The organism is Mannheimia cairinae, assembly GCF_028649535.1.
GTDB classification, from domain to species: domain Bacteria; phylum Pseudomonadota; class Gammaproteobacteria; order Enterobacterales; family Pasteurellaceae; genus Mannheimia; species Mannheimia cairinae.
On the sequence record NZ_JAQSJE010000009.1, the window covers coordinates 204,175 to 229,112 of the forward strand.

Sequence of the window (24,938 nt, forward strand, 5' to 3'; positions counted from 1 at the left end):
AATGCTTGAACTATTGTTCCTTTTACTGCCTATTGCCGCACTATATGGCTGGTATATGGGGCAGAGAAGTGCAAAAAAAGATCAAGAAAACCTCAATAATAAATTTTCCCGTGAATATGTTACGGGGTTAAATTTTCTTTTGTCTAATCAACAGGAAAAGGCGGTCGATCTTTTCCTTTCTATGTTACAAAAGCAAGAATCTGAAAATCAAATCTCAACAGAATCGCAGTTTGAAGCTGAATTAACATTAGGCAATTTATTTCGTTCTAGGGGCGAAGTGGATAGAGCATTGCGTATTCATCAAGCTTTAGTGGACAGTCCAGATTATTCATTTGAACAAAAATTACTTGCCAAACAGCAATTAGCGAAAGATTTTATGATGGCAGGGTTCTATGACCGTGCTGAAAATTATTATATTACACTGGTAGATGAGCCTGAATTTGCAAAACATTCTTTATCACAATTAAGTATTATTTATCAAAAAACGAGAGAATGGAAAAAAGCAATTAATGTTTCTGAGAAATTATTAAAAATATCACCAGATACAGATAAAATTCCGCTCTCTCATTTCTACTGCGAGTTTGCTCAAACAGTTAAATTGGAAGACAACAATATATTTATTGATTCACTTAATAAAGCGTTGGAGTATTATCCACAATCGACTCGTGCCTCAATAATGTTTGGGGATTTTTACTTAGAGCAGACAGATTATGTAAAAGCACTAAGTTATTTTGAGCAAATTTTAGAGCAAGATCCAGATTATATTAGCGAAGTATTAAGTAGAATTCGACAGGCTTATTTTGCATTAAATGATTTAAATAGCTATGAGTTATTCTTAATAAAAGCAAATCAAGTAAAACATAATAGTAGTGTTGATATTGCATTAACAGAATTAATAGAAGAGAAAGATGGAATAACTGCCGCTCATTCTAAGTTATATCAGCAGCTAAGTAATTATCCAAATTTAATTACATTTCACCGTTTTATTCGTTACCAAGCAGATTTTGCCGAAGAAGGAAATGGGAAAGAAAGTCTAGTATTACTACATAATATGGTGGGTAATCAGATAAAAAAAAGTTTTCAATATCGTTGTATTAATTGTGGCTACCAAGGTTATCGATTAATGTGGTATTGTCCGTCTTGCCGTAAATGGGAAAAAATCAAACCGGTACAAAGTATCGAAGGGATCATTTAAAATTAATTGAGGAGTTCAATATGAACAATAAAGTAATTGTTGCTTTAGATTATGAAACAGAGCGTGAAGCATTAGAATTTGTAGATTTAGTGGATCCATCACTTTGTCGCTTAAAAGTGGGTAAAGAGATGTTTACTACTCTGGGAACAAATTTTTTGAAACAATTACACGATCGTAAATTTGATGTTTTCCTTGATTTAAAATATCACGACATTCCAAATACGGTTGCAAGAGCTGTGCGCTCAGCCGCAGATTTAGGTGTATGGATGGTGGATTTACACGCATCTGGTGGCTTAACAATGATGGAAGAAGCTAAAAAGATCTTAGAGCCTTATGGTAAAGATGCTCCATTATTAATTGCTGTAACCGTATTAACCAGTATGGAAGATTTAGATTTATTACAAATTGGAATTAATGCTTCCCCAATGGAACAGGTAATTCGTTTAGCACATTTAGCTCAGCGTGCAGGACTAGATGGTGTTGTATGCTCACCGCAAGAAGTTGAAGTATTGCGTACACATTGTGGTAACGATTTTAAATTAATCACACCAGGTATTCGTCCTGAAGGTGCTGATTTTGCAGATCAGCGTCGTGTAATGACACCAAAACAAGCAATCGATACAGGCTCAGATTTTTTAGTGATTGGTCGTCCGATTACTCAAGCAGCAGACCCTCTTGCCGTATTAAAATCCATTAACCAATCTATTCAAGGTTAATTTATATTTAACTTAAAATAAGGCGGTTTATCCGCCTTTTATTATGCAAGCGGTTATATTTTTAAGGAAATTTGCAAATGACATTAGTTTACTCTACAGAGACAGGTAGAATTAAGCCAGAAATAGTAAAAGAACAACGTCCTAAAGGAGATGGGGTCGTCCGTATTCAACGTCAAACAAGCGGTAGAAAAGGCAAGGGTGTTTGTGTGATTACAGGCCTAGATTTAGAGGATAAAGCTCTTAATTCATTAGCATCGGAGCTTAAACGTAAATTAGGCTGCGGCGGTTCATTTAAAGACGGAATTATTGAAATTCAGGGTGATAATCGTGATTTAATTAAGCAGATTTTAGAGCAGAAGGGCTTTAGCGTAAAACTTTCTGGTGGTTAGAATAAGAAAGGGGAACCGAATGATTCCCCTTAGTTTTTTATTTAAAAATAATATCATCTTTCGGATCGTATTTATCCGCTTCAATCACTTTGTTTTCTTCAAAGTAATTTTTTAACATTTCAGCATCAATAAAACCAGTATTTACATAGCTTGGATGTTTTTTCAGTAATGGATAACCATCGCCACCAGAAGCTAGATAATCAGGAATAGAGATTTTATAGGTTTTATTTGCATCAAAGGCTTCGCCACCAATTTTTACATCTGAAATAGTTTTAGCGTTACGATCTACAACCATTGAGATCCCCGCAAATTGAGGATAACCACCAGTATCAACTTCTTTTAGTGCAATCGCTGTGAGTGTATCTAAGAACTCTTGACCTTTTAAATCTAAAGTGGCGATCATATTACCGAAAGGTTGAACGGTAAGTAGGTTTTTATAGGTTACTACACCTTCTTCAATAGAGGTACGAATACCACCAGAATTCATAATCCCAACATCTGCTTTCACACGTTCCATTTGTGATTGTGCAATTAAACGCCCAAGGTTTGTTTGAATGAAACGAATATTCTCACGTTTTCCATCTAAGAAGCCTTTGACAGAACCCACTTCAATCCCTAATTTTTGGTCACCTTCATCTTGATATTTTTTCAATAATGCATAGGTTGCTTCATCTGCTTTAATTTCTGGTTGGTAAAGTTGATACTCTCTTGTACCATCTTCTTTTTTGATAGTTTTTTTCAAATTTACAGGAATTAATTCATATTTAACTAACTTAGTTTCTCCATTTTTAAATTCAAAATCAGCACGTCCTACGTATTTACCCCATTCGCCAGCTTGTACAATCCAAGTGCCGTTTTGGAAGTCTGGTTTGCATTCTTCACCTGGTGTATATTTTGCTTTAAGCTGGCCTTTATCATCCATACAAACTGTATCGTGAGTATGGCCTCCAATAATTAAATCAAAGGCACCTTTATCTAAGGTGCGAGCCATTGTTACATCACCTGGTGCATTGGTACCGTGTTTGCCATCAAAATAATATCCCATATGTGTTAAAGCAATACGTACATCGGGCTTTTCTGTTTTATTGAGCTCAGCTAACGTTTCTTTCGCACTTTCAATCGGATTTTTGAAGATAGCATTTTCTGTTACATCTGGATTACCTAATTTTGCTGAATCTTCAGTTGTTAAGCCTACAACCGCAATTTTTAAACCATCACGTTCTAAAATAATATAAGGCTTTACAAGCGGTTTATTGGTATTTTTGTTGAGAACATTTGCTGAAATAAATGGGAAATTAGCCCATTGTTCTTGCATTGACAGGATTTGAAGAGGGAAGTCGAATTCGTGGTTACCTAAAACCATTGCATCATAGCCGATTGCATTCATACCTTCAATATCAGGGCGGGCATTTTGCATATCAGACTCAGGTACGCCAGTGTTTACATCGCCAGCATTTAATACAACGATTGAACCGCCTTTCGCTTCAACTTCTTTACGAATTTGATCAACCAATGTTTTTTGAGCAGCTAATCCATACTCGCCTTTATCATTATGCCAAAAATGGCCGTGAATATCGTTAGTATGCAAAACAGTAAACGCATATGTTTTATTTGCTTCGTATGCCATTGCGGTTGTCATAGCACCTAATAACGCTGCGGAAAGTAAGGTTTTTTTTAGTTTCATAGAGTACCTCGTTAAGTGTTTAGGTTAGAAATAATCGGTTAGAAAAACAAAACTAATATCCAAGTAATAGCAAGTAACATCATTGACATAAATACAGCTGCCGAACCAATATCTTTTGCTCGACCTGAAAGTTCGTGAAAATCGGAACCTATACGATCAACAACAGATTCAACAGCACTATTAAGTAATTCAGTAATTAACACAATAAAAATAGTACCGACTAATAAAGCTTTCTCAATATTAGTATCGCCTAAAATAAGGGCTAAAGGGAATAAAATAATGGCACACCACATCTCTTGACGGAATGCTGCTTCATTAATATAAGCGGCTTTTAAACCTTTCATTGAATAGTGAGTTGCTCGTAATACTCGTTTAAAGTCTGCTTTATTTGTTGGCTTCATAATTAAAAATAAAGTAAGTAAAGGATTCTTATTCTACTGAAAGAAATCAGTTGAGCAAAGAGGCTTAATTAGATATAAGTAAAGATTTTAGTTAAATTGTAGGATCTTTTGGTTTTTTGCAAAAAAACTCAAAAAAATAACCGCTTATTTATTCCAAATTAAAGCATTTTCCGTTAATCTTATAAACTTATTTTTTTAGGTGGATAAATTTTATTTATCCTTTATTGTTGTTTTACAGAAGTGAAATATTATGAATAATTCATTATCATCAAAAATTCTTGGCGGTAATTTAGTATTACGTATCGCTATAGGCTTAGTGCTAGGTATTTTACTAGCGACTATCAATAAAGAATGGGCTTCTAATGTCGGTGTTTTAGGACAATTCTTTGTAAAATCATTGCGTGCCATTGCTCCTATTCTTGTTTTTGTATTAGTTTTATCAGCTATTGCGAATAAAGAAGTCGGTTCAGATAGTAAATTAAAACCAATTTTAGTGCTTTATATCTTTGGTACATTTTTTGCCGCTTTAACGGCGGTTGTTTTCAGCTTTATTTTCCCGACCACGTTGGAATTAACAGCAAGTCCAGATGGCTTAGCTCCGCCAGAAGGTATTGGTCAAATTCTAAAAACAGTTATTTTTAATTTAGTCGATAACCCATTAACGGCATTAAGTAATGGTAACTTTATTGGTATTCTTGCTTGGTCTATTGGCTTAGGTATTGCATTCCGCCACGGTTCAGCTAGCTCAAAAGCATTCTTAAATGATTTAGCAAATGCAGTTTCTTTCGTTGTAAAAGTAGTTATTGCATTTGCACCTGTTGGTGTTTTTGGTTTAGTTGCAGAAACAGTAGCCGTAAATGGCTTAGATGCATTTGAAGGCTATGCACGTTTATTAATGATCTTAGTCGGTTCAATGCTATTTGTCGCACTTGTGTTAAACCCTATTTTAGTATTCTGGAAACTTCGCCGTAACCCTTACCCTCTAACCTTTACTTGTTTACGTGAAAGTGGTGTAACTGCATTCTTTACTCGTAGCTCGGCTGCAAATATCCCTGTGAATATGAACCTTGCGAAACGTTTAGGTGTGCGTGATGAAATTGCCTCTGTTGCAATTCCTCTTGGTGCGAGTATTAATATGGCTGGTGCTGCAATCACAGTAACAGTATTAACATTAGCAGCAGCTTACACACAAGGTATTCAACCAGATTTCGCCACTGCTTTATTATTAAGTATTGTTGCTGCGATCTGTGCTTGTGGTGCATCAGGTGTAGCGGGCGGTTCATTATTATTAATTCCGCTTGCGTGTAGCTTATTTAACATTCCAAATGATATTGCTGCCCAAGTAATTGGTGTGGGTTTTGTTATTGGTGTTATTCAAGATTCTGTTGAAACAGCACTAAACTCATCAACAGACGTGTTATTTACTGCTGCAGTAAGCCTTTCAGAAGATCAAAAAGCAGCGTAAGAATTATTTTATATTGAGTAAGGCAGGTAGATAAGCCTGCCTTTATTTTTGCGATCTTGCTCGAAAAAATTAAAAAACTTTCTGAAAAATAGAACATAAAGCGGCATACTCAAAGTAAAAATTGAGTAATAGCGTTATGAATTTAGATCGTTTTTGTATTTTAGGTGTGATTTTACATCTCCCTATTCTTTTATTACCGAAAAATGGGCTGATACTAGGCATTATTATCGGGCTTTTTCTTCTTATTATTTCTATCTTTTCTCACCAAAAAATCACTTTTTTACTTGGTGTTTTGCTATGTATAAGTTATTTTCAAGTCATACAAGCGGTTAAAAATGCAGAAAATATAACGACAACTAAACAGAAAGTTCAGTTTGAAATTACGAAGATTTTAAAACAAGCAGAATACCAAACTGCTATTGCCCGTTTAACTTCGGGGCAACGGATTTATCTGAACTGGCAGGCGAAACAACCGCTTATTCTTCATCAGAAATATCAAGCAGAATTAAATTTACGCCCGATTTCTGCTCGTCAAAATATGGGTAATTTCGATCGCCAGAAATGGTATTTCGCCAACCATATTAATATGCTGGCAACGGTAAGAACTGCAGAAAAATTAATAACCGAAAATAAACCTTTTCGTACAAGATGGCTTGAAAATGTAAAACAACAAACAGAAAGTTTATCCTCACAAGGCTTATTGCTTGCTCTTGCTTTTGGTGAGAGGGCTTGGCTTGATTCTTCGCAATGGGAACGATTTCAGCATACTGCAACCGCACATTTAATTGCTATTTCAGGTTTACACATTGGTTTGGCGATGGCATTGGGGTTTTACTTCGCAAAAGGGTTACAATATATATGCTTATTTTCTCGAATTAATGTGTTACAAGCGGTCGGATTTTCTTATTTATTTACTAGATTAGTGGGATTGAGTATTGCCTTTAGTTATAGCTATTTAGCTGGATTTTCTGTGCCAACAGTTAGAGCATTATTAGCAATAGGTTTTATATTGATTTGTCAATTTTTACGTCGGCATTACACCGCTTGGCAATATTGGTGGCGAATTGTAGCCTTACTCATTATACTCGATCCGCTAACACTGTTATCAGATAGTTTTTGGCTTTCAATTCTAGCAGTTGCTAGCTTAATTTTGTGGTATCAGTTTTTCCCATTAAAGCATTTTTTTTACCAAGAACATCGTAAAAAGTTAGCAAAATTTAACCGCTTGTTTGTATCACTTCTGCATTTACAAATAGGCATTTGGCTAATTTTTTCGCCTGTTCAGCTTTATTTTTTTGAAGGTATTTCTATTTTTGCTCTAATCGCAAATCTTATTATTGTACCGTTATACAGTTTTTTACTAGTACCGATCATTTTATTTAGTTTATTAACCAACGATTTTTTTACCTCTTGGCAATTAGCAGAATATCTTGCTCAGTTTAGTTTATGGGTATTAGAACCTCTTTCTCATTCTTGGATTAATCTGAATTATTGGCAACAATGGCAATTACTCTCGGTTCATTTATTGATTGTATTATTGCTTTATTGTCACTTAAACGGTTTCGATTATTTAAGATGGCTGAAGGCAATGTTATTTGTTGTACTGTTTAATTTAAGCTTTTATTTACCAAAATTATTTTCTCAAGCCAAAACAGAATGGATAATTTTTGATGTGGGACAAGGGTTAGCAATGGCTCTTATTTATGATAATGATAAAGCTGTAATTTACGATACTGGTGCTAGTTGGAAATCCAAAGAGGGTAAAGTGAACTCAATGGCTCAAATTGAATTATTACCTTATTTAAAAAGACGAGGCATTTCAGTTGAGGCACTTTTTTTAAGCCACGATGATAATGATCATTCTGGCGGTATTGTAGATTTATTACAGACCTACCCAAACGCTAGGCTAATTAGCTCTAGTAAGAGAATATATAATGCTATTCAACCAGAAGCCTGCATTAAAGGAAAACAGTGGCAATTTGGAGAATGGCAACTTTTTGCGATTTACCCTATACAGATGGTGGAAAGAGCCAAAAATCAGGATTCTTGCATTATTCTTGCAAAAAATAACCGCTTTACACTGCTATTAACCGGAGATTCTGGTGTAGAGCAAGAACGACAATTTGTACAAAATTTAGGGAAAGTGGATTTTCTGCAAGTTGGGCATCATGGAAGTAAAAGTAGTACCAGTGAGACGTTATTATCTGTTGCACAACCTACGTTTGCGATAATTTCTAGTGGGCGGTGGAACCCGTGGAAATTACCAAATAATCAAGTTATTAAACGATTAGCACAAAAAGAGATTACTGTATTGAATATTGCCGAGGTTGGAATGATAAAGGTGAAATTTTCTGCTCAACATTTTAAAATTGAGAAAGGGCGAACTAAGCAAAGTGTTTGGTATAAGCAATTCTATTAAATACGCTATTTTCATTCTCTTATTTTCCTTGCTATTTATGCTACAATTCATCTAATTACTTCTAATATTATAGTTATAATGAGTAAAAACCTTACTTTTTTCTTTTACGATTATGAAAGTTTTGGCATCAGTCCATCTTCTGATAGACCTGCCCAATTTGCTGGAATCCGTACTGATGAAGATTTTAATATCATCGGTGAGCCGGTAATGATTTTTTGCAAACAAACACCCGATTATCTTCCTAGCCCAGAAGCGGTTATAGTAACTGGCATTACTCCGCAACAGTGTAACGTTGAAGGAGTGTCTGAACCAGAGTTTGCAGCACGTATTCACGCAGAATTTAGTGAGGCGGGCACTTGTACTATCGGTTATAACAATATTCGTTATGATGATGAAATGACTCGCTACACCTTTTTCCGTAATTTCTACGATCCTTATGAATATAGTTGGAAAAATGGCAATTCTCGCTGGGACTTATTAGATTTAGTACGAACCTGTTACGCATTACGTCCGGAAGGCATTGAATGGCCGAAAGATGAAAACGGTATGCCGAGCTTTAAGCTTGAGAATTTAACCAAAGCAAACGGTATTGCCCACGAAAATGCTCACGATGCAATGTCTGACGTGTATGCTACCATTGCAATGGCAAAATTAATTAAAGAAAAACAGCCGAAATTATTTGAGTTCTTTTTTAATTTGCGTACTAAAAAAGAAGTGGAAAAATTGATTGATACAGGAGAAATGACACCGCTTGTTCACGTTTCGGGAATGTTAGGCAACTACCGTGGTAATACCGCTTGGGTTGTACCGATAACTTGGCACCCGACTAATCAGAATGCTGTGATTGTGTGTGATTTATCGGGTAATATGCAAGGATTATTGACTGAAAATGCAGACGCTTTACGCCAGCGTTTATATACCAAACGAGATGAGCTAGCCGAAAATGAATATCCTGTGCCGTTAAAATTAGTGCATATCAATAAATGCCCGATTTTAGCCCCAGCAAAAACCTTATTGCCTGAAAATGCGGAGCGTTTAGGTATTGACCGAGCATTATGCTTAGAAAATCTGAAAGCACTAAAAGCACAGAAATCGTTAGTGCGTGAAAAGGTTACTGAAATTTTTAGCGAAGAGAGAACCTTTGAGCCTTCTACGAATGTAGAAACCACCCTATATGAGGGGTTTTTCTCAACTGCAGATAAAAACAATATGGCAATTTTACGCACTTTGCCTCCAGAAAGCCTTGTAAATCACGGCTTGAAATTTGAAGATGAAAGGGTTGAGGCATTATTATTCCATTACCGAGCAAGGCATTATCCTCACACATTAAACCGTGCTGAACAGATAAAATGGCAAAAATATTGCAATCAACAAATTGATGCAAAAGCAGAGCAGTTTGCAAAATCAATAGATGATTTATTCCAACAGCACCACGATAACCCTGAAAAGGTAAAATTATTAGAAAATTTAACCGCTTATGCTGAGCAAATTTCTGAACAACAAGCATTAACTTATGTAAAAAGCGGAAACGATGATGAAAAGCTAGTAAATGACTTAAATAAAGTGGCGGAACAAACTTTAGATAAAGCGGAAAAATTAAAAATGTTAAAGGCATTAATTAAATAAATATGGAACAACAAATTTTAGAACATCATCCATTTCCCCCAATATTGCCTGAAAATGCAACGGTTGTGATGATTGGGACTTTTCCGCCAACTTCTGAAAAGCGTTGTATGGAATTTCATTATCCTAACTATCAAAACGATATGTGGCGAATAATGGGTTCAGTGTTTTATGATGATGCCGATTATTTTCAAGTAGATAATGAAAAACGTTTTGACCCTATTCGTATTGAGGCATTCTTACGAGATAAGGGCATTGCACTTTGTTCTTCGGCAAAAACAGCGATTCGGTTAAAAGGTAATGCGTCCGACAAAGATTTAAAAATCGTTGATCCTATTGATATGGACGAGCTATTAACACAGTTACCTAAAATTAAATGGCTCTTTACCACTGGTGGTTTGGCAACAGAGACATTATTAAACTTATTGCCAGAAAAAATCAAAGCCCCCAAAACGAATGAATGGATTGAGTTTCCTTATACTAAAGCTCGTGAGCTTTTCTTATATCGTTTGCCTTCAACTTCACGGGCATACCCGTTAAGTTTAGCGAAAAAGACGGATGCTTATCGCCAATTTTTCATAAAAGCAGGATTAATTAATGAAATATGATTTACATTCACACAGCACAGCCTCTGATGGAATGCTTTCTCCTACGGAATTGGTAGAAAGAGCAGTAGAGCAAGGTGTGAAAATGTTAGCTTTAACTGATCACGATACGATCTCTGGAATTTCTGAGGCAAAACAATTTGCCCAAACACAACCGCTTGATTTTATTTCAGGTGTAGAAATTTCTATATTATGGGAAGGAAAAAGCATTCATTTGGCAGCTCTAAATATTGATGAAAAAAATGCAGAATTAGTCAATTTTTTAGATAATCAAGCACGATTGCGTGAAGAACGAGCGGTCGAAATTGGCGAAAAATTAGCAAAAACAGGTATTGCTAATGCTTACGAAGGAGCTAAATCACTCGCAACTGGTGAAATTACCCGAGCTCATTATGGACGTTTTTTATTTGAGCAAGGCTATGTGCGGAATATTGAACACGCTTTCAAACGCTATTTAGGGGTTGGAAAACCAGCTTATGTTAAGCCCAAGTGGAGCAGTTTAGACGAGGCTATTAACATTACGCATAACGCTGGAGGAGTTATCACTGTTGCTCATCCACTACGCTATAAAATGACATCTCGCTGGATTCGTCGTTTAATTACCGATTTCAAACAAGCAGGTGGCGATGGAATTGAAGTTTCAGGCTGTGGGCAAACACCAGATCAACGACAACTATTAACTCGTTGGACAAAGGAATTTGATTTATATGCCTCGGCAGGCTCTGATTTTCATTATCCAACTGGTTGGATTGAGCTTGGTAGAAGTTTAGAATTACCGAAAGAATGTAAACCAATTTGGGACTTATTCTGACAGAAAGGAATCTGCCTAACCAATATTGCAATACGGTTTGTTAATAAGTTGTAAGAGTTTGCATATAAAATTTGATCTAGTTCGCATTTTTGAATTTTTTTTATTGAGATTCTAGATTCCACAAATTATGCTACACTCATTGGAGTAAGTCTTCATAAAAAATAATCTTATGGAGTGTCTATTTTTAATGAATAAAGATTAGGAGTGAACCTATGTTATTAGCTGATTTATCAAGAGATGATTGTTTAAAATCGCTACCACCCGTTTTTGCACGTCTTTGTGGGAAATTAAAAACGCTTGACCTAGCAAATTTACCGCTAGGATGGCAAGATTTAGAAGAGGGAATTCAAATGAATGTGATGACATTTGAAACCTCTCCAGCAGAAGGTAAAAAAGCAGAAATGCACAGAAAATTTGTTGATATTCAACTGCTTATTGATGGTGAAGAGATGATTGAGTATGGTCTAAGCCAGCCTGATTTAGCAAAATATGATGAATATCGTGATGAAGATGACTATCAATTAACAGATGAAATTGATAATAAAAATGAAGTTGTGCTAAAACCAAATATGTTTGCAATTTTTCTACCTTATGAGCCACATAAGCCTGGTAATTCAGTTAATGAAAATAAGACATTAAAAAAACTGGTGGTAAAAGTACCAGTTGAATTGTTGTAGGAGGCCATTATGTCTGCTCGTGGAAAAATTTTAAATACGATCAGCTCACTTCAAAATAGTCTAACAAAAACAGAAAAGAAAATTGCAGCAGCGATTTTATCGCAACCGGAATTACTCAACCAATGTTCATTATCTGATGTGGCTAAACAACTAGATGTTGGTGAAGCAACCTTTATTCGGTTTTGTCGAACACTTGGTTTTAAAGGCTATACAGATTTTAAATTGGAATTAGCAATAGAACTTGCTACTCAAAATCAAGATAATCGAGTTTTGCTTGATACAGATGTATCAGAGCTTGATACTGCAGAGGATATAGCAGGTAAGCTAAAAGCCAGTTTAGATAGTGCAATTAGCGAGACGATTAACTTATTAGATTTTGATGTATTAGAAAAAGTTGTTGAAGAACTCAGACAAGCAAAAAGGATCTTCTTATTTGGTGTAGGATCTTCAGGGCTAACAGCAGAAGACGCAAAACATAAATTAATGCGTATTGGCTTACAAACTGATGCAGTAACGAATAACCATTTTATGTATATGCAAGCTGCTTTAGTAAAAGAAGGGGACTTAGTGATTGGTATTAGCCATTCAGGTTACTCAGAAGAAATTGTTAAATCACTGCGTTTTTCTCGTGCAAATAAGGCAAAAACTGTTGCAATTACTCACAATTTACGTTCGCCAGTAACAGAAGAAGCTAATTACGTGTTAATTAACGGTAACCGACAGGGGCATATGCAAGGCGATTCTATTGGTACAAAAATGTCTCAACTATTTGTGCTAGATTTAATCTACACCTTACTTGTGAGAGCAGAACCAGAAACTGCATTAAAACAAAAACAAAAAACACTTAACGTTATTTTAGAACAGCGTGTAAAAAGCTAGTGTAATCGTTTAAATATTTAATGAGTTAGAGAAGTAAAAGGGCTGATTTTGATATATACAAAATCAGCCCTTATTCTATAACTAGAAATTAAATGGTTTTTGTTGCCTTTGGAAGAGTAATTTTTTTCTCTTCGCTTTGGCGATAAAGCACTAAAATATGCCCGATAGTTTGCACTTCCGTAGCTTTAGTTTCACGCACAATAGCATCAATGATCAACTGTTTAGTTTCACGATCTGCACCGGCAACTTTTACCTTAATTAATTCGTGGTGTTCAAGGGCATTATCAATTTCAGCTAGTACGCCTTCTGTTAAGCCGTTTCCGCCTAACATCACGACAGGGCTTAAATGATGTGCCAAGCCTTTTAAATATTGTTTTTGTTTGGTTGTTAATGTAATTGACATTATTTTATCCGTAATTGGTTTTGTTAATAAAATTTGGCGTAGAAAATAGCACAAAACCAGTCATTTTTAAAGTAAAATGCAACTTATAACCAAAAATAGAAAGGAAAGATTATGCCAACATTAAGCGTTGCGATGATTGTTAAAAATGAGGCTCAAGATTTACGAGCTTGCTTAGATACTGTAAAAGATTGGGTAGATGAAATTGTGATTTTAGACAGCGGCAGTACCGATGAAACCCCACAAATTGCCGCTGAATATAATGCGAAATTTTATATTAACACTGATTGGCAAGGTTTTGGTAAGCAACGCCAGCTTGCTCAACAATATGTAACAAGCGATTATGTCTTATGGCTAGATGCCGATGAGCGTGTTACGCAAGAGTTAAAAGATTCTATTTTACAAGCGGTCGAAAAAAATGAAAAAAATGCAGTTTATCAGCTTGGCCGTTTAAGTGAGGTTTTTGGTAAACAAATTCGTCATTCAGGTTGGTATCCGGATTATGTGGTTCGCTTATATCCGACAGATTTAGCTCAATATAATGACTCTTTAGTCCACGAAAAAGTGGTATATCCTAAAAATACCGTAGTAAAAAGCTTGAATGGAGATTTATTACATTTTACTTATAAGAGTTTACACCATTACTTAACGAAGTCTGCCAGTTATGGTACAGCTTGGGCAGACCAACAACTTAATAAAGGAAAAAGAAGTTCTTTATTCAAAGCTTTTACTCATTCCCTCAATAGTTTTATTAAAATGTATTTCTTTAAGAAGGGTTTTTTAGATGGTAAGCACGGATTATTATTGGCGATTTTATCAGCTCAGTCTGTTTTTAATAAATATGCAATGCTGTGGGTTAAGCAAAATTCTCGAAAGGCAAAATAATGAAAAAAGATACAAAACAAGCAACAATTATTTTTATTAATATGGCTAAAGGCTTCGGCGGAGGAGAGTTCTATACTGAGCAGCTAATTACGCATTTAGATGGTTATCAATGTTATTTTTTTGGTAAAAAATCGGGGAAATTAGCCGTCCACCTTAAGAGAGTAATGCCAAGTGTTACTATTCTAACATTTTTTCAACTATTAAAATTAATTGTTTTTAATCGTTCTGCTATCGTTCATGCATTAGATGGACGAGGTGCTCATATTGCTGGCTTCATTAAACGATTTTTTAAAAATCCTGTTATTATCACTCGTCAGGTAAATTTTCCTTTTAAGCGAAAATCTTCGACAGTGGCATATAAAACAGCAGATATTATTATTGGAGTAAGTAGGACTATTACCACATCTTTACAAACATTAAATACGAATACCTATACTATTTATGGCTGTTTGAAGCAATTACAAGAAAATATAGATTTTGAACAAACCTACTTTTCCTCTTCTAAAAATACTTTACGAATTGCTCAAATTGGCAATTTTCAGGCAGTTAAAAATTTCTCTTTAACGATTGAGTTAGCAAGGAAAAATCCTGAGCTATCTTTTTATTTAGTGGGTTCTGGTGAACTGGAAAAAGAATTAAGACAGCAGGCATCATTATTATTAAACGTGCATTTCATTCCATTTACTCCTTATATTGGAAGTGTACTAAAACATATTGATGTTCTTATTGTGCCATCGCATTCTGAGGGGCTTGGTATGACAATTTTAGAGGCTTATCAATATCAAAAAGCTGTCATTGCTCACAACACAGGAGGGATTCCTGAAATTATTGAACATAATAAAACAGGCTTTTTAATAAATGAAAATGTTGCTGAAAACTATCAGTTCTATTTAGAACAACTAAAAAATAATCCTGATCTACTTAATAAGTTTTCAGAAAATATTCAACAATTTTTGAAAGAAAATAACTTTTCAGCAGTAAGAATGGCAAATGAATATAGTGCTAAATATGAGCAACTACTAAAAAAATAGCTTATTCTTTTAAGACTACAAGCGGTTAAATTTATTTAAAAATTTGCAGTTTTAGCTAACAAATTCTAGATGAAATTTTATCTGGTTTCGGCTAAAATATCTTGCTTGAACGTAAACGCAAGCGTTTGCGTTTGATATGTTAAATTACACACAAAATTTATAGGAATTCGTATGTCAGCAACAATTTTAGAAGCTCTACCTTTAGGTCAGAAAGTCGGTATCGCATTCTCCGGTGGATTAGATACTTCAGCAGCATTACTTTGGATGCGTAAAAAAGGTGCGGTACCTTATGCCTACACGGCAAACTTAGGTCAGCCAGATGAAGATGATTACAACGCAATTCCGAAAAAAGCGATGGAATATGGTGCGGAAAATGCACGTTTAATTGACTGCCGAGCTCAGCTTGCTCACGAAGGGATCGCCGCAATTCAATGTGGAGCCTTCCATATTTCAACTGGCGGTATTCCTTATTTCAATACTACCCCTCTTGGTCGTGCGGTAACAGGTACAATGTTAGTCGCAGCAATGAAAGAAGATGATGTAAACATCTGGGGCGACGGTTCAACTTTTAAAGGTAACGATATCGAGCGTTTCTACCGCTATGGCTTATTAACTAACCCTAAATTAAAAATCTATAAACCTTGGTTAGATCAGCTTTTCATTGATGAATTAGGTGGTCGTTTCGAAATGTCGGAATTCTTGATTGCTAATGGTTTTGATTACAAAATGTCGGTAGAAAAAGCCTACTCAACTGACTCAAATATGCTAGGTGCAACTCACGAGGCGAAAGACTTAGAAGAATTAAATACGAGTATGAATATCGTTAAGCCAATTATGGGTGTGGCATTCTGGGACGAATCTGTTGAAATTAAACCGGAAACTGTATCAGTTACCTTTGAAGAAGGCGTACCGGTGGCATTAAACGGTAAACGTATTGATGATGCTGTTGAACTTATTCTTGAAGCAAACCGCATTGGTGGTCGCCACGGTTTAGGAATGTCAGACCAAATTGAAAACCGTATTATTGAAGCAAAGTCTCGTGGTATTTATGAAGCACCGGGGATGGCATTATTACACATTGCTTATGAGCGTTTAGTAACAGGTATTCACAACGAAGATACGATTGAACAGTACCGTATTAACGGTTTACGTTTAGGTCGTTTATTATATCAAGGTCGTTGGTTTGATCCACAAGCATTAATGCTGCGTGAAACTGCACAACGTTGGGTAGCAAAAGCGATTACGGGTACAGTAACACTTGAATTACGTCGTGGTAACGACTTCACTATCTTAAATACAGAATCGCCAAACTTAACTTATGAAGCAGAGCGTTTAAGTATGGAAAAAGTGGAAGATGCACCATTTACACCAGCAGATCGTATCGGCCAATTAACAATGCGTAACCTAGATATTGTAGATACTCGTGAGAAATTAGCGGTTTATACGAATACGGGTTTATTATCTGCCAATAATAATGTTGTACCACAATTAGGCAAAAAATAATAAGTTAGTTGATCTCAATTCTGATAACTTTTAGAATTATCAAAAAGTGCCCCAAAGTGAATGCTCTTTGGGGCTTTTGTTTTCAATATAGAATACTCAAATGAAATTAGTTGAAATTTTTACCGATGGCTCTTGTTTAGGTAACCCAGGCAAGGGAGGAATTGGGATTTTATTACGCTATAATGGTTATGAGAAAACCGTAAGCCGAGGTTATTTTCAAACAACAAATAACCGTATGGAATTACGAGCAGTTATTGAGGCACTTTCAATGCTAAAAGAACCCTGCAAAGTGCAACTAAATAGCGATAGTCAATATATGAAAAATGGTATCCAAAAATGGATTTTTAACTGGAAGAAAAATGATTGGAAAACCAGTGATAAGAAGCCTGTTAAAAATAAGGATTTATGGGTAGCTTTAGATAAAGAAATTCAGCGTCATCAAATTGAATGGATGTGGGTGAAAGGGCATTCAGGTCATCGTGAGAATGAAATTTGTGATGAACTGGCAAAAAACGGGGCAAATAATCCGACTTTAGATGATGTCGGCTATATTGTAGAATAAGCAACTTTTGTGCAAGCGGTCATATTTTGTAATTTTTTTACAAAAACAACCGCTTGTTAATTTTATGTGTAGAACAGGAATTTTTCGGAAAATAGGGCTACGCAAACGTTTTCTTTTTTTGTAAAATAGGAGAGCTTTAAGCTTTTAAGGATTTTTATGGTTGATTTAATTGTTATCGGGATCATCGCTTTTTCTGTATTTATCAGTTTATGGAGAGGGTTTACTAACGAAGCTTTATCATTACTTGGCTGGGTCATCGCCTTTTTTGTTGCAAGTTCGTTCTATCCATATTTAAGCGGTTATTTAACACAAATAAACTCAGTCTATCTACAAAATTCAGAGTTTCTACGCAATGGCTTGGCGGCTGCAATTTTGTTTGTTTTAACATTAATTGTATGTGGTGTAATTAATGGATTGTTAGGCAAAATAATTGATTTAAGTGGGCTTTCTGTAACAGATAGAATTCTAGGCGGTGCTTTTGGTGCATTACGTGGGATTTTAATTGTTTCTGCCATCTTATTTTTCTTAGATACTTTTACCCAAGCAAGCCAAACGGAATTATGGAAGTCATCTTTACTAATTCCACACTTTGATTTTATTGTGAAATGGTTCTTTGAGCAGTTGCAGACAGGATCCAGTTTTTTAAATTCGACTAAATAAAGAGGTTTTTCTATATGTGCGGCATTGTCGGTATTATTGGAAATTCGCCAGTAAATCAGGCGATTTATGATGGTTTAACATTACTTCAACACCGGGGACAAGATGCCGCAGGTATCGTAACAATAGATGATGAACATCGTTTTCGCCTACGTAAGGCAAATGGTTTAGTCAGTGATGTTTTCCACCAAGAACATATGTTACGTTTACAAGGCAATGTGGGGATTGGGCACGTACGTTATCCTACAGCAGGTAGTTCTAGTGTTTCAGAGGCTCAACCGTTTTATGTAAATTCACCTTTTGGTATTACCTTGGTGCATAATGGGAATTTAACCAATAATGCAGAGTTAAAAGAGCGTTTATTTAATGAAGCTCGTCGCCACGTTAATACCAATTCCGATTCAGAATCACTTCTTAATATTTTTGCTTACTACTTAGATCTTCACCTAACTCAACAGCTTACCGCTGAAAATATTTTTGAAACCGTACGTAAAACGAATGAAAGCATTGAAGGGGCTTATGCTTGCATTGCAATGATTATTGGGCACGGTATGGTTGCGTTTCGAGATCCTTTTGGTATTCGCCCACTTGTACTGGGTAAACGAGAAGTAGCAGGTAAAACGGAATATATGTTTGCCTCAGAAAGCGTTGCTTTAGATGTGGTTGGCTTTGAATTTGTTCGAGATGTGTTACCAGGTGAAGCAATTTATATTACCTTTGATGGGCAACTCCACTCACAAATTTGTGCTGATAATCCAAAACTAAATCCTTGTATTTTTGAATATGTTTATTTTGCCCGCCCTGATTCAGTGATTGATGGTGTGTCTGTGTATGCCGCTCGTGTGCATATGGGGGAACTATTAGGTGAAAAAATTAAGCGTGAATGGGGCAATATTGTAGATGATATTGATGTAGTTATTCCAATTCCAGAAACATCAAATGATATTGCAGTACGTATTGCTAATGTATTAGATAAACCCTATCGCCAAGGCTTTGTAAAAAATCGCTATGTGGCACGTACTTTTATTATGCCAGGGCAGGCACAACGTAAGAGTTCTGTTCGCCGTAAATTAAATGCGATTGCCTCAGAATTTAAAGGCAAGAGTGTTTTATTAGTAGATGATTCTATTGTTCGTGGTACTACTTCTGAACAAATTGTAGAAATGGCGCGTGCAGCAGGTGCAAAAAAAGTTTATTTTGCTTCCGCAGCCCCAGAAATTCGTTACCCTAATGTGTATGGTATTGATATGCCAACTTGTGAAGAGCTAGTGGCATTTGACCGCTCAGTTGAAGAAGTGGCAGAAATGATTGGAGTAGATAAATTAATCTTCCAAGATTTAAGTGCGTTATATCAGTCTGTACAAACAGAAAATCCTGAAATTCATCATTTTGACGACTCTGTCTTTACAGGAGAGTACATTACCGGCGGAATTGATAAATGCTATTTAGATGCGATTGCAAATGCAAGAAATGATAAAGCAAAAGCAAATGCTGATAAACAAGCGACTAATTTAGAAATTCATAACGAAAGCTAAGGAAGAATTAAGTCAAAAACTCGCAATAACTTGATTGATATTGCGAGTTTTTTATTAATGAACGGGCATCAATATATTCTCTATTTAAGGTTAAATATACTGAATTAAGCATTTGCTAAAATAACCGCCCGTTTTGGAGCTGGGTAGCCTTCAATCGTTTTGCTATGATCGTTTGGATCTAAAAAATCCACCAAACTCTCATTTTCTAACCAATCAGTTTTACGTTGTTCTTCAAGAGTTGTAACCGCCTCATCAACACAACGTACATTTTTAAAGCCAACTTTTTCCAACCAATTAATTAAGGCTTTAACCGACGGAATAAAATAGACATTCTTCATTTTAGCATAGCGGTTGGCAGGCACTAGCACATCATTTAGATCGCCATCAATCACTAGCGTTTCTAACACTAATTCTCCGCCTTTAACTAACTGAGCTTTGAGTTGAGAAAGGTGATCAAGTGGGGATTTACGATGATAAAGCACCCCCATTGAAAAAACGGTGTCAAAGGCAGCCAATGGTTGCATTTGCTCAATACCCAGTGGAATTAAATTTGCTCGGCGGTCGTTGCCTAATAATTTTCTGACTGCCTCAAATTGGCAAAGGAACAATTCAGTTGGATCAATTCCCACTACCATTTTTGCCCCTTCGCCCACCATTCGCCACATATGATAGCCACTGCCACAACCAACATCTAAAATAGTTCTGTTTTCAAGTGAGGCTAGATGCGGAAGAACACGATCCCATTTAAAATCGGAACGCCATTCGGTATCAATATGAATACCGTGTAAGTGATAAGGGCCTTTTCGCCACGGCATTAACTGTTTTAAATGATGCACAATTTGCTTGGTTTCGCCTTCAGATAAAGGCTGAACCGGAATAGATTCCACTTTATCTTTCAAGTTTATACAAGCGGTCGAATTTGGTAAAAAATCTGCAACTTTTGCCCATTTTGCATAATCGCTATGGGTGGATTTTTCCCATTGTTTTAATTGCAATGGCAAAGTTTCCAACCAAGCGGAAAGGGGAGTGGTTGCTATTTGTTGATAAAAAGGACGGAAGTCGATCATTTGTCGTCAATTTTTGTGATGATGCCTGTTTTTTAACAAACATCTAAATTTATAAAAAAGCACGCATCAGAAGACACGTGCTATCGTGTATATCTAAACCATTATCTCGCAATTGGATTTACTTTTGCCTTTTGCAGTTTACGATAAGCATTTAGTAATTTCTGATGAGCGACCATATTTTCAAGGCTTTCATCAGAGGCTGTTAAGCCATTAAACGGATTACCGCCTTGCACCGCATTCCACGCAAATTCTACGGCATCTTTGCCGTACATTTTGTCAAATACCATACGGTATTGTGCAGGTTCACGGTTTTCATCAAGGAATAATTCAATACTGCTGATTAAGCAACGGTAATAATTATTACGTTCTGGCGAGAATACGCTAGCGTTCATATTCGCTGTCCAGTTTGCCCAATCAAGTGCTTGTTCTAAGTTGCCTAAAGCTAAGTGGAGCATTGATTTTAGTTCGCCGATACGCAAAGTTTGCAAGGCAGAACCTTTTTCTGCCACTACGCCGATAAATTCACGCACACGAGTTAAATCGTCAATGCCTTGTTCATCTAACTCATCTAATAATTCCTGATAAGTTTCTTTGTCGTGGTGGAAATGCGGTAAATCTAACAGAATTTCACGCCAATCCAAGCCCATATTGTTGTTTGCGTAAATCAAATCATCACTCGGATAAATATTCGACATACCCGGGGCTAAAATACGGCAAGCATACACACCTAAATGTTCGTAATCCATAATATAAACAGGCTGATTATGCTTGTTGAAAATCGCCATCATATTATTAAATTCTTGCTCGGTTGTGCCGGAGAAGTCCCAATGAACAAATGAGTAGTCAGCATCACGTTTGAAAAGATCCCAAGAAATTAGACCGCTTGAATCAATAAAGTGGGTTTCAAGGTTGGCGTGATCAGCTACATCCTCATTGTTAAATGATGGTGGGGCAAACACATCTAAATCTTTCAGGCTACGACCTTGTAAAAGCTCGGTTACGGTACGCTCAAATGCAACTTGGAAGTTCGGGTGAGCACCAAAAGAGGCAAAACAAGTGCCGTTTTGCGGATTTAATAAAATCACACAAATAACCGGAAATTCGCCACCTAATGAGGCATCGTAACAAAGAATTGGAAAGCCTTCTTGCTCTAATTTTTCGATAGAAGCTTTAATGGTTGGGTAGCCTTCAATCACACTTTGCGGAATTTCAGGCAGGCTGATTGCCTCGGTAATAATGCGGTTTTTCACAAAACGCTCGAATACTTCCGATAAGCCTTGCACACGAGCCTCGTTTTTCGTGTTACCTGCCGACATTCCGTTCGAAACAAATAAGTTACCGATAATGCTTTGTGGAATATAAACCGTTTCGTTATCTGATTGGCGAACGTAAGGCAAGGTAACAATACCACGATCATAATTACCTGATTGCAGATCAACCAATAATTCAGGAGTAAGTTCGCCATTCGGATCAAAATATTCCCACAAGAACTCATCCATCATTTCAGCCGGAGGAATATCTTCATCTTCAATCGGGAACCATTTTTCAGTCGGATAGTGAACAAAGTCAGCATTCGCTAATTCTTGACCTAAATAGAAATCTGCCCAGAAATAGTTGGTTGATAAACGTTCAAAATATTCCCCAAGAGCAGAGGCAAGAGCCGCTTTTTTGCTCGCACCTTTACCGTTTGAGAAACATTGCGGACAATCTGCATCACGAATATGCACAGACCACACGTTTGGCACAGGGTTTAACCAAGAGGCCTCTTCAATATTAAAGCCAAGCGTTTTTAATTTGTGTTGAAAGGTAGAAATACTGTCTTCAAGTGCAGCATCTTTACCGGTAATAAAAGTTTGTTCTGACATTGTTTACCTTTAATTGAGGGCGGAAAAATCTCGCTATTCTAGCAAAAATCAAATAAAAATGGAGAAATAAATTAGCCCCAAATTTTAATATGAATTCAGCAAAACGTTTCAAGCTGGACTAAATGGTCTAAATCGTAGAAAATAAGCCTGTTTTTATAAAAGAATTACTTATATAAATTTAATAAAATGACCACAGAAATCAATTATGAAGGCATTGAGCAAATGCCAATTAAGCGTTTTACCGAAGATGCTTATCTCAATTATTCAATGTATGTAATTATGGATAGAGCATTACCATTTATTGGTGATGGCTTGAAACCGGTACAACGTCGAATTATTTATGCAATGTCTGAATTAGGCTTAAATGCCTCTGCCAAATATAAAAAATCTGCTCGTACTGTCGGGGATGTTTTAGGTAAATTCCACCCTCACGGCGACAGTGCTTGTTACGAGGCGATGGTTTTAATGGCTCAGCCGTTCTCTTATCGTTACCCTTTAGTTGATGGACAAGGGAACTGGGGGGCACCTGATGATCCGAAATCTTTTGCAGCAATGCGTTATACAGAATCAAAATTGTCTAAAATTGCAGAAGTGTTACTTGGAGAACTAGGGCAAGGCACGGTTGATTATCAACCGAATTTTGATGGCTCATTAGAAGAACCGAAGTATTTGCCTGCTCGACTTCCTCATATTTTGCTTAACGGTACAATGGGAATCGCAGTCGGTATGGCAACGGATATTCCGCCACATAATATTAATGAATTAGCTGATGCAAGTGTTATGTTGCTAGATAATCCAAAAGCCACCTTAGACGACATTTTAACGGTGGTTCAAGGCCCTGATTATCCGACTGAGGCAGAAATTGTTACACCAAAAGCAGATATTGCCAAAATGTATGAGCAAGGTCGTGGTTCAATTAAAATGCGTGCAGTATGGAAGAAAGAAGAAGGGGAGATCGTTATTTCTGCACTTCCACATCAAGCATCGCCTTCAAAAATTATTGAGCAAATTGCGGCCCAAATGCGTAATAAAAAATTGCCAATGGTTGATGATATTCGAGATGAATCTGATCACGAAAATCCAATCCGCTTAGTGATTGCACCTCGTTCAAATCGTATTGATTTTGAAGCGTTAATGGATCATCTATTTGCTACGACAGATCTTGAAAAAAGCTACCGTGCCAATATGAATATGATTGGGCTAGATGGCAAGCCTGCGGTTAAAAATCTACATACTATTTTAACCGAATGGTTGATGTTCCGTCGTACAACCGTCACTCGTCGTTTAAATTACCGTTTGAATAAAATTTTAAACCGCTTGCATATTTTAGAAGGTTTGATGATTGCCTTTTTAAATATTGATGAAGTGATTGAGATCATTCGTAATGAAGATGAGCCGAAAACTGAATTAATGGCTCGTTTTAATTTAAGTGAACAACAAGCGGAAGCCATTTTAAATTTACGTTTACGTCATTTAGCCAAATTAGAAGAACATCAATTACAGGCAGAAAAATCAGAACTTGAAAAAGAACGAGATGAACTACAACTGATTTTAGGTTCTGAGCGTCGCTTAAACACTTTAATTAAGAAAGAAATTCAAGCCGATGCAAAAACCTTTGCCAGCCCTCGTCGTTCGCCATTAATTGAACGAGCAGAGGCAAAAGCAATCTCAGAAAGTGATTTAACACCAGCAGAAGATGTTACCGTAATTCTATCTGAAAAAGGTTGGGTACGTTGTGCAAAAGGGCACGATATTGATGTTGAAGCATTAAGTTACCGTGCGGGCGATGGTTATCTGGCTCACGCACGGGGTAGAAGTAATCAGCCCGTTGTGTTTTTAGATAGCACAGGTAGAGCTTATGCTTTAGAACCAACCACACTACCATCGGCTCGTTCGCAAGGCGAACCGCTAACAGGTAAAATTACGTTACCGGAAGGAGCAACGGTTCAGCAAGTATTAATGGCAAATGCTGAGACGAAAATCTTAATGGCATCTGATTCTGGTTATGGTTTTATTTGCACGTTTGACGATCTGGTTTCTCGTAATAAAGCAGGGAAAGCGGTTATTTCTTTAACCGAAAATGCAAAAGTATTACCGCCGAAGTTACTTGAAAATGGGGAGGATTTATCGCTGGTTGCGATGAGTAATGTGGGTAGAATGTTAGTATTCCCAGTCAGTGAACTTCCTGAATTATCCAAAGGGAAAGGGAATAAAATCATTAATATTTCTGCTGCGGCTGCAAAATCTGGTGATGAATACCTCGCTCGATTATTGGTAATTAAGCCAACGAATTCATTAGTTTTTGTTTCCGGTAAGCGTAAAATTACCCTTAAGCCAAGTGATATAGATAATTACCGTGGTGAGCGAGCAAGAAAAGGCTCCCAACTTGTAAGAGGCTTGAGTATAAATTCTACAGTAGAAATTATTGAATAGCATTATCACAATATCAAAGCTCCCCCTTAAATATTTAAAGGGGGAGTTTTGATTTTAGAACTATATAAAATTATAAGCACTAAGATGGAAAATCAAAATCATATTTTGTGACATTAATCACAGTTGATTAGCATAT

General features: G+C 36.4%; 22 protein-coding genes. 17 read left to right on the top strand and 5 right to left on the bottom strand.

Translation table 11 applies throughout. The annotated features are described in order from the left end of the window. Position 1 precedes the first annotated feature (1 nt). From lapB to yciH, 3 genes are all read left to right on the top strand, one after another. A complete protein-coding gene (lapB, locus tag PTQ27_RS09995; protein ID WP_273748822.1) occupies positions 2 to 1,195 on the top strand; it encodes a lipopolysaccharide assembly protein LapB in 1,194 nt (397 codons plus the stop codon). A 20-nt stretch (positions 1,196 to 1,215) separates the two neighbouring features. Next, positions 1,216 to 1,911, top strand: a complete 696-nt coding sequence (gene pyrF / locus PTQ27_RS10000; protein WP_273748821.1) for an orotidine-5'-phosphate decarboxylase — start codon at positions 1,216 to 1,218, stop codon at positions 1,909 to 1,911. A 77-nt stretch (positions 1,912 to 1,988) separates the two neighbouring features. Then, entirely contained in the window at positions 1,989 to 2,300 is a 312-nt protein-coding gene (gene yciH, locus PTQ27_RS10005) for a stress response translation initiation inhibitor YciH (protein WP_273748820.1), read from the top strand. Positions 2,301 to 2,337: 37 nt separating this feature from the next. Here yciH and ushA read toward each other — a convergent pair whose 3' ends face one another. Together ushA and PTQ27_RS10015 are read right to left on the bottom strand one after the other, a co-directional pair. After that, positions 2,338 to 3,984 carry a bifunctional UDP-sugar hydrolase/5'-nucleotidase UshA gene (ushA, locus tag PTQ27_RS10010; RefSeq protein ID WP_273748819.1) on the bottom strand — a complete coding sequence of 549 codons (1,647 nt, stop codon included), beginning with the start codon at positions 3,982 to 3,984 and terminating at the stop codon, positions 2,338 to 2,340. A 38-nt stretch (positions 3,985 to 4,022) separates the two neighbouring features. Further along, positions 4,023 to 4,385, bottom strand: coding sequence for a diacylglycerol kinase (locus PTQ27_RS10015; RefSeq protein WP_273748818.1), 363 nt, complete (start codon positions 4,383 to 4,385; stop codon positions 4,023 to 4,025). A 247-nt stretch (positions 4,386 to 4,632) separates the two neighbouring features. Between PTQ27_RS10015 and sstT the strand changes: the two genes are divergently transcribed. From sstT to PTQ27_RS10050, 7 genes are all read left to right on the top strand, one after another. Next, positions 4,633 to 5,850 (top strand): serine/threonine transporter SstT, encoded by a 1,218-nt coding sequence (sstT, locus tag PTQ27_RS10020; protein WP_273749049.1) that lies wholly within the window; start codon positions 4,633 to 4,635, stop codon positions 5,848 to 5,850. A 136-nt stretch (positions 5,851 to 5,986) separates the two neighbouring features. After that, complete coding sequence (locus PTQ27_RS10025) at positions 5,987 to 8,269, top strand: DNA internalization-related competence protein ComEC/Rec2 (protein WP_273748817.1); 2,283 nt, start codon at positions 5,987 to 5,989, stop codon at positions 8,267 to 8,269. 78 nt (positions 8,270 to 8,347) lie between these two features. Beyond that, positions 8,348 to 9,895, top strand: a complete 1,548-nt coding sequence (sbcB, locus tag PTQ27_RS10030) for an exodeoxyribonuclease I (protein WP_273748816.1) — start codon at positions 8,348 to 8,350, stop codon at positions 9,893 to 9,895. A gap of 2 nt (positions 9,896 to 9,897) precedes the next feature. Then, on the top strand, positions 9,898 to 10,500 hold the full coding sequence (locus PTQ27_RS10035; protein WP_273748815.1) for a DNA glycosylase: 603 nt from the start codon (positions 9,898 to 9,900) through the stop codon (positions 10,498 to 10,500). Next, entirely contained in the window at positions 10,490 to 11,308 is an 819-nt protein-coding gene (locus tag PTQ27_RS10040) for a PHP domain-containing protein (protein WP_273748814.1), read from the top strand. Before PTQ27_RS10035 ends, PTQ27_RS10040 begins: the two co-directional genes overlap by 11 nt. Before the next feature lie 212 nt (positions 11,309 to 11,520). After that, a complete protein-coding gene (nanQ, locus tag PTQ27_RS10045; protein WP_273748813.1) occupies positions 11,521 to 11,985 on the top strand; it encodes an N-acetylneuraminate anomerase in 465 nt (154 codons plus the stop codon). Positions 11,986 to 11,994: 9 nt separating this feature from the next. Continuing rightward, the gene (locus PTQ27_RS10050; protein ID WP_273748812.1) at positions 11,995 to 12,864 is read left to right on the top strand and encodes a MurR/RpiR family transcriptional regulator; all 870 of its coding nucleotides are present in this window, start codon (positions 11,995 to 11,997) and stop codon (positions 12,862 to 12,864) included. 88 nt (positions 12,865 to 12,952) lie between these two features. Here PTQ27_RS10050 and yhbY read toward each other — a convergent pair whose 3' ends face one another. After that, positions 12,953 to 13,267: a ribosome assembly RNA-binding protein YhbY gene (yhbY, locus tag PTQ27_RS10055; RefSeq protein ID WP_273748811.1), complete on the bottom strand. Its 315-nt coding sequence runs from the start codon at positions 13,265 to 13,267 to the stop codon at positions 12,953 to 12,955. A 111-nt stretch (positions 13,268 to 13,378) separates the two neighbouring features. On the opposite strand from yhbY, the gene PTQ27_RS10060 reads away from it, so the two are divergent. The 6 genes from PTQ27_RS10060 (at position 13,379) to purF (ending at position 19,437) form a co-directional block, all read left to right on the top strand. Next, positions 13,379 to 14,149, top strand: coding sequence for a glycosyltransferase family 2 protein (locus PTQ27_RS10060; RefSeq protein ID WP_273748810.1), 771 nt, complete (start codon positions 13,379 to 13,381; stop codon positions 14,147 to 14,149). Continuing rightward, entirely contained in the window at positions 14,149 to 15,180 is a 1,032-nt protein-coding gene (locus tag PTQ27_RS10065) for a glycosyltransferase family 4 protein (RefSeq protein WP_273748809.1), read from the top strand. The genes PTQ27_RS10060 and PTQ27_RS10065 overlap by 1 nt, the downstream gene beginning before the upstream one ends. A gap of 171 nt (positions 15,181 to 15,351) precedes the next feature. Then, positions 15,352 to 16,683: an argininosuccinate synthase gene (gene argG, locus PTQ27_RS10070; RefSeq protein WP_273748808.1), complete on the top strand. Its 1,332-nt coding sequence runs from the start codon at positions 15,352 to 15,354 to the stop codon at positions 16,681 to 16,683. Positions 16,684 to 16,783: 100 nt separating this feature from the next. Continuing rightward, positions 16,784 to 17,245 carry a ribonuclease HI gene (rnhA, locus tag PTQ27_RS10075; protein ID WP_273748807.1) on the top strand — a complete coding sequence of 154 codons (462 nt, stop codon included), beginning with the start codon at positions 16,784 to 16,786 and terminating at the stop codon, positions 17,243 to 17,245. 156 nt (positions 17,246 to 17,401) lie between these two features. Continuing rightward, positions 17,402 to 17,905 carry a CvpA family protein gene (locus tag PTQ27_RS10080; protein ID WP_273748806.1) on the top strand — a complete coding sequence of 168 codons (504 nt, stop codon included), beginning with the start codon at positions 17,402 to 17,404 and terminating at the stop codon, positions 17,903 to 17,905. A gap of 14 nt (positions 17,906 to 17,919) precedes the next feature. Continuing rightward, the gene (gene purF, locus PTQ27_RS10085) at positions 17,920 to 19,437 is read left to right on the top strand and encodes an amidophosphoribosyltransferase (protein ID WP_273748805.1); all 1,518 of its coding nucleotides are present in this window, start codon (positions 17,920 to 17,922) and stop codon (positions 19,435 to 19,437) included. A 104-nt stretch (positions 19,438 to 19,541) separates the two neighbouring features. Here the strand turns inward: purF and cmoB are convergent, their stop codons facing one another. Beyond that, a complete protein-coding gene (gene cmoB / locus PTQ27_RS10090; protein WP_273748804.1) occupies positions 19,542 to 20,504 on the bottom strand; it encodes a tRNA 5-methoxyuridine(34)/uridine 5-oxyacetic acid(34) synthase CmoB in 963 nt (320 codons plus the stop codon). 101 nt (positions 20,505 to 20,605) lie between these two features. Next, positions 20,606 to 22,369, bottom strand: a complete 1,764-nt coding sequence (ycaO, locus tag PTQ27_RS10095; protein ID WP_273748803.1) for a 30S ribosomal protein S12 methylthiotransferase accessory factor YcaO — start codon at positions 22,367 to 22,369, stop codon at positions 20,606 to 20,608. Positions 22,370 to 22,555: 186 nt separating this feature from the next. Here ycaO and parC point away from each other — a divergent pair, with 186 nt between their 5' ends. Beyond that, the gene (gene parC, locus PTQ27_RS10100) at positions 22,556 to 24,802 is read left to right on the top strand and encodes a DNA topoisomerase IV subunit A (protein WP_273748802.1); all 2,247 of its coding nucleotides are present in this window, start codon (positions 22,556 to 22,558) and stop codon (positions 24,800 to 24,802) included. Positions 24,803 to 24,938: the final 136 nt, after the last annotated feature.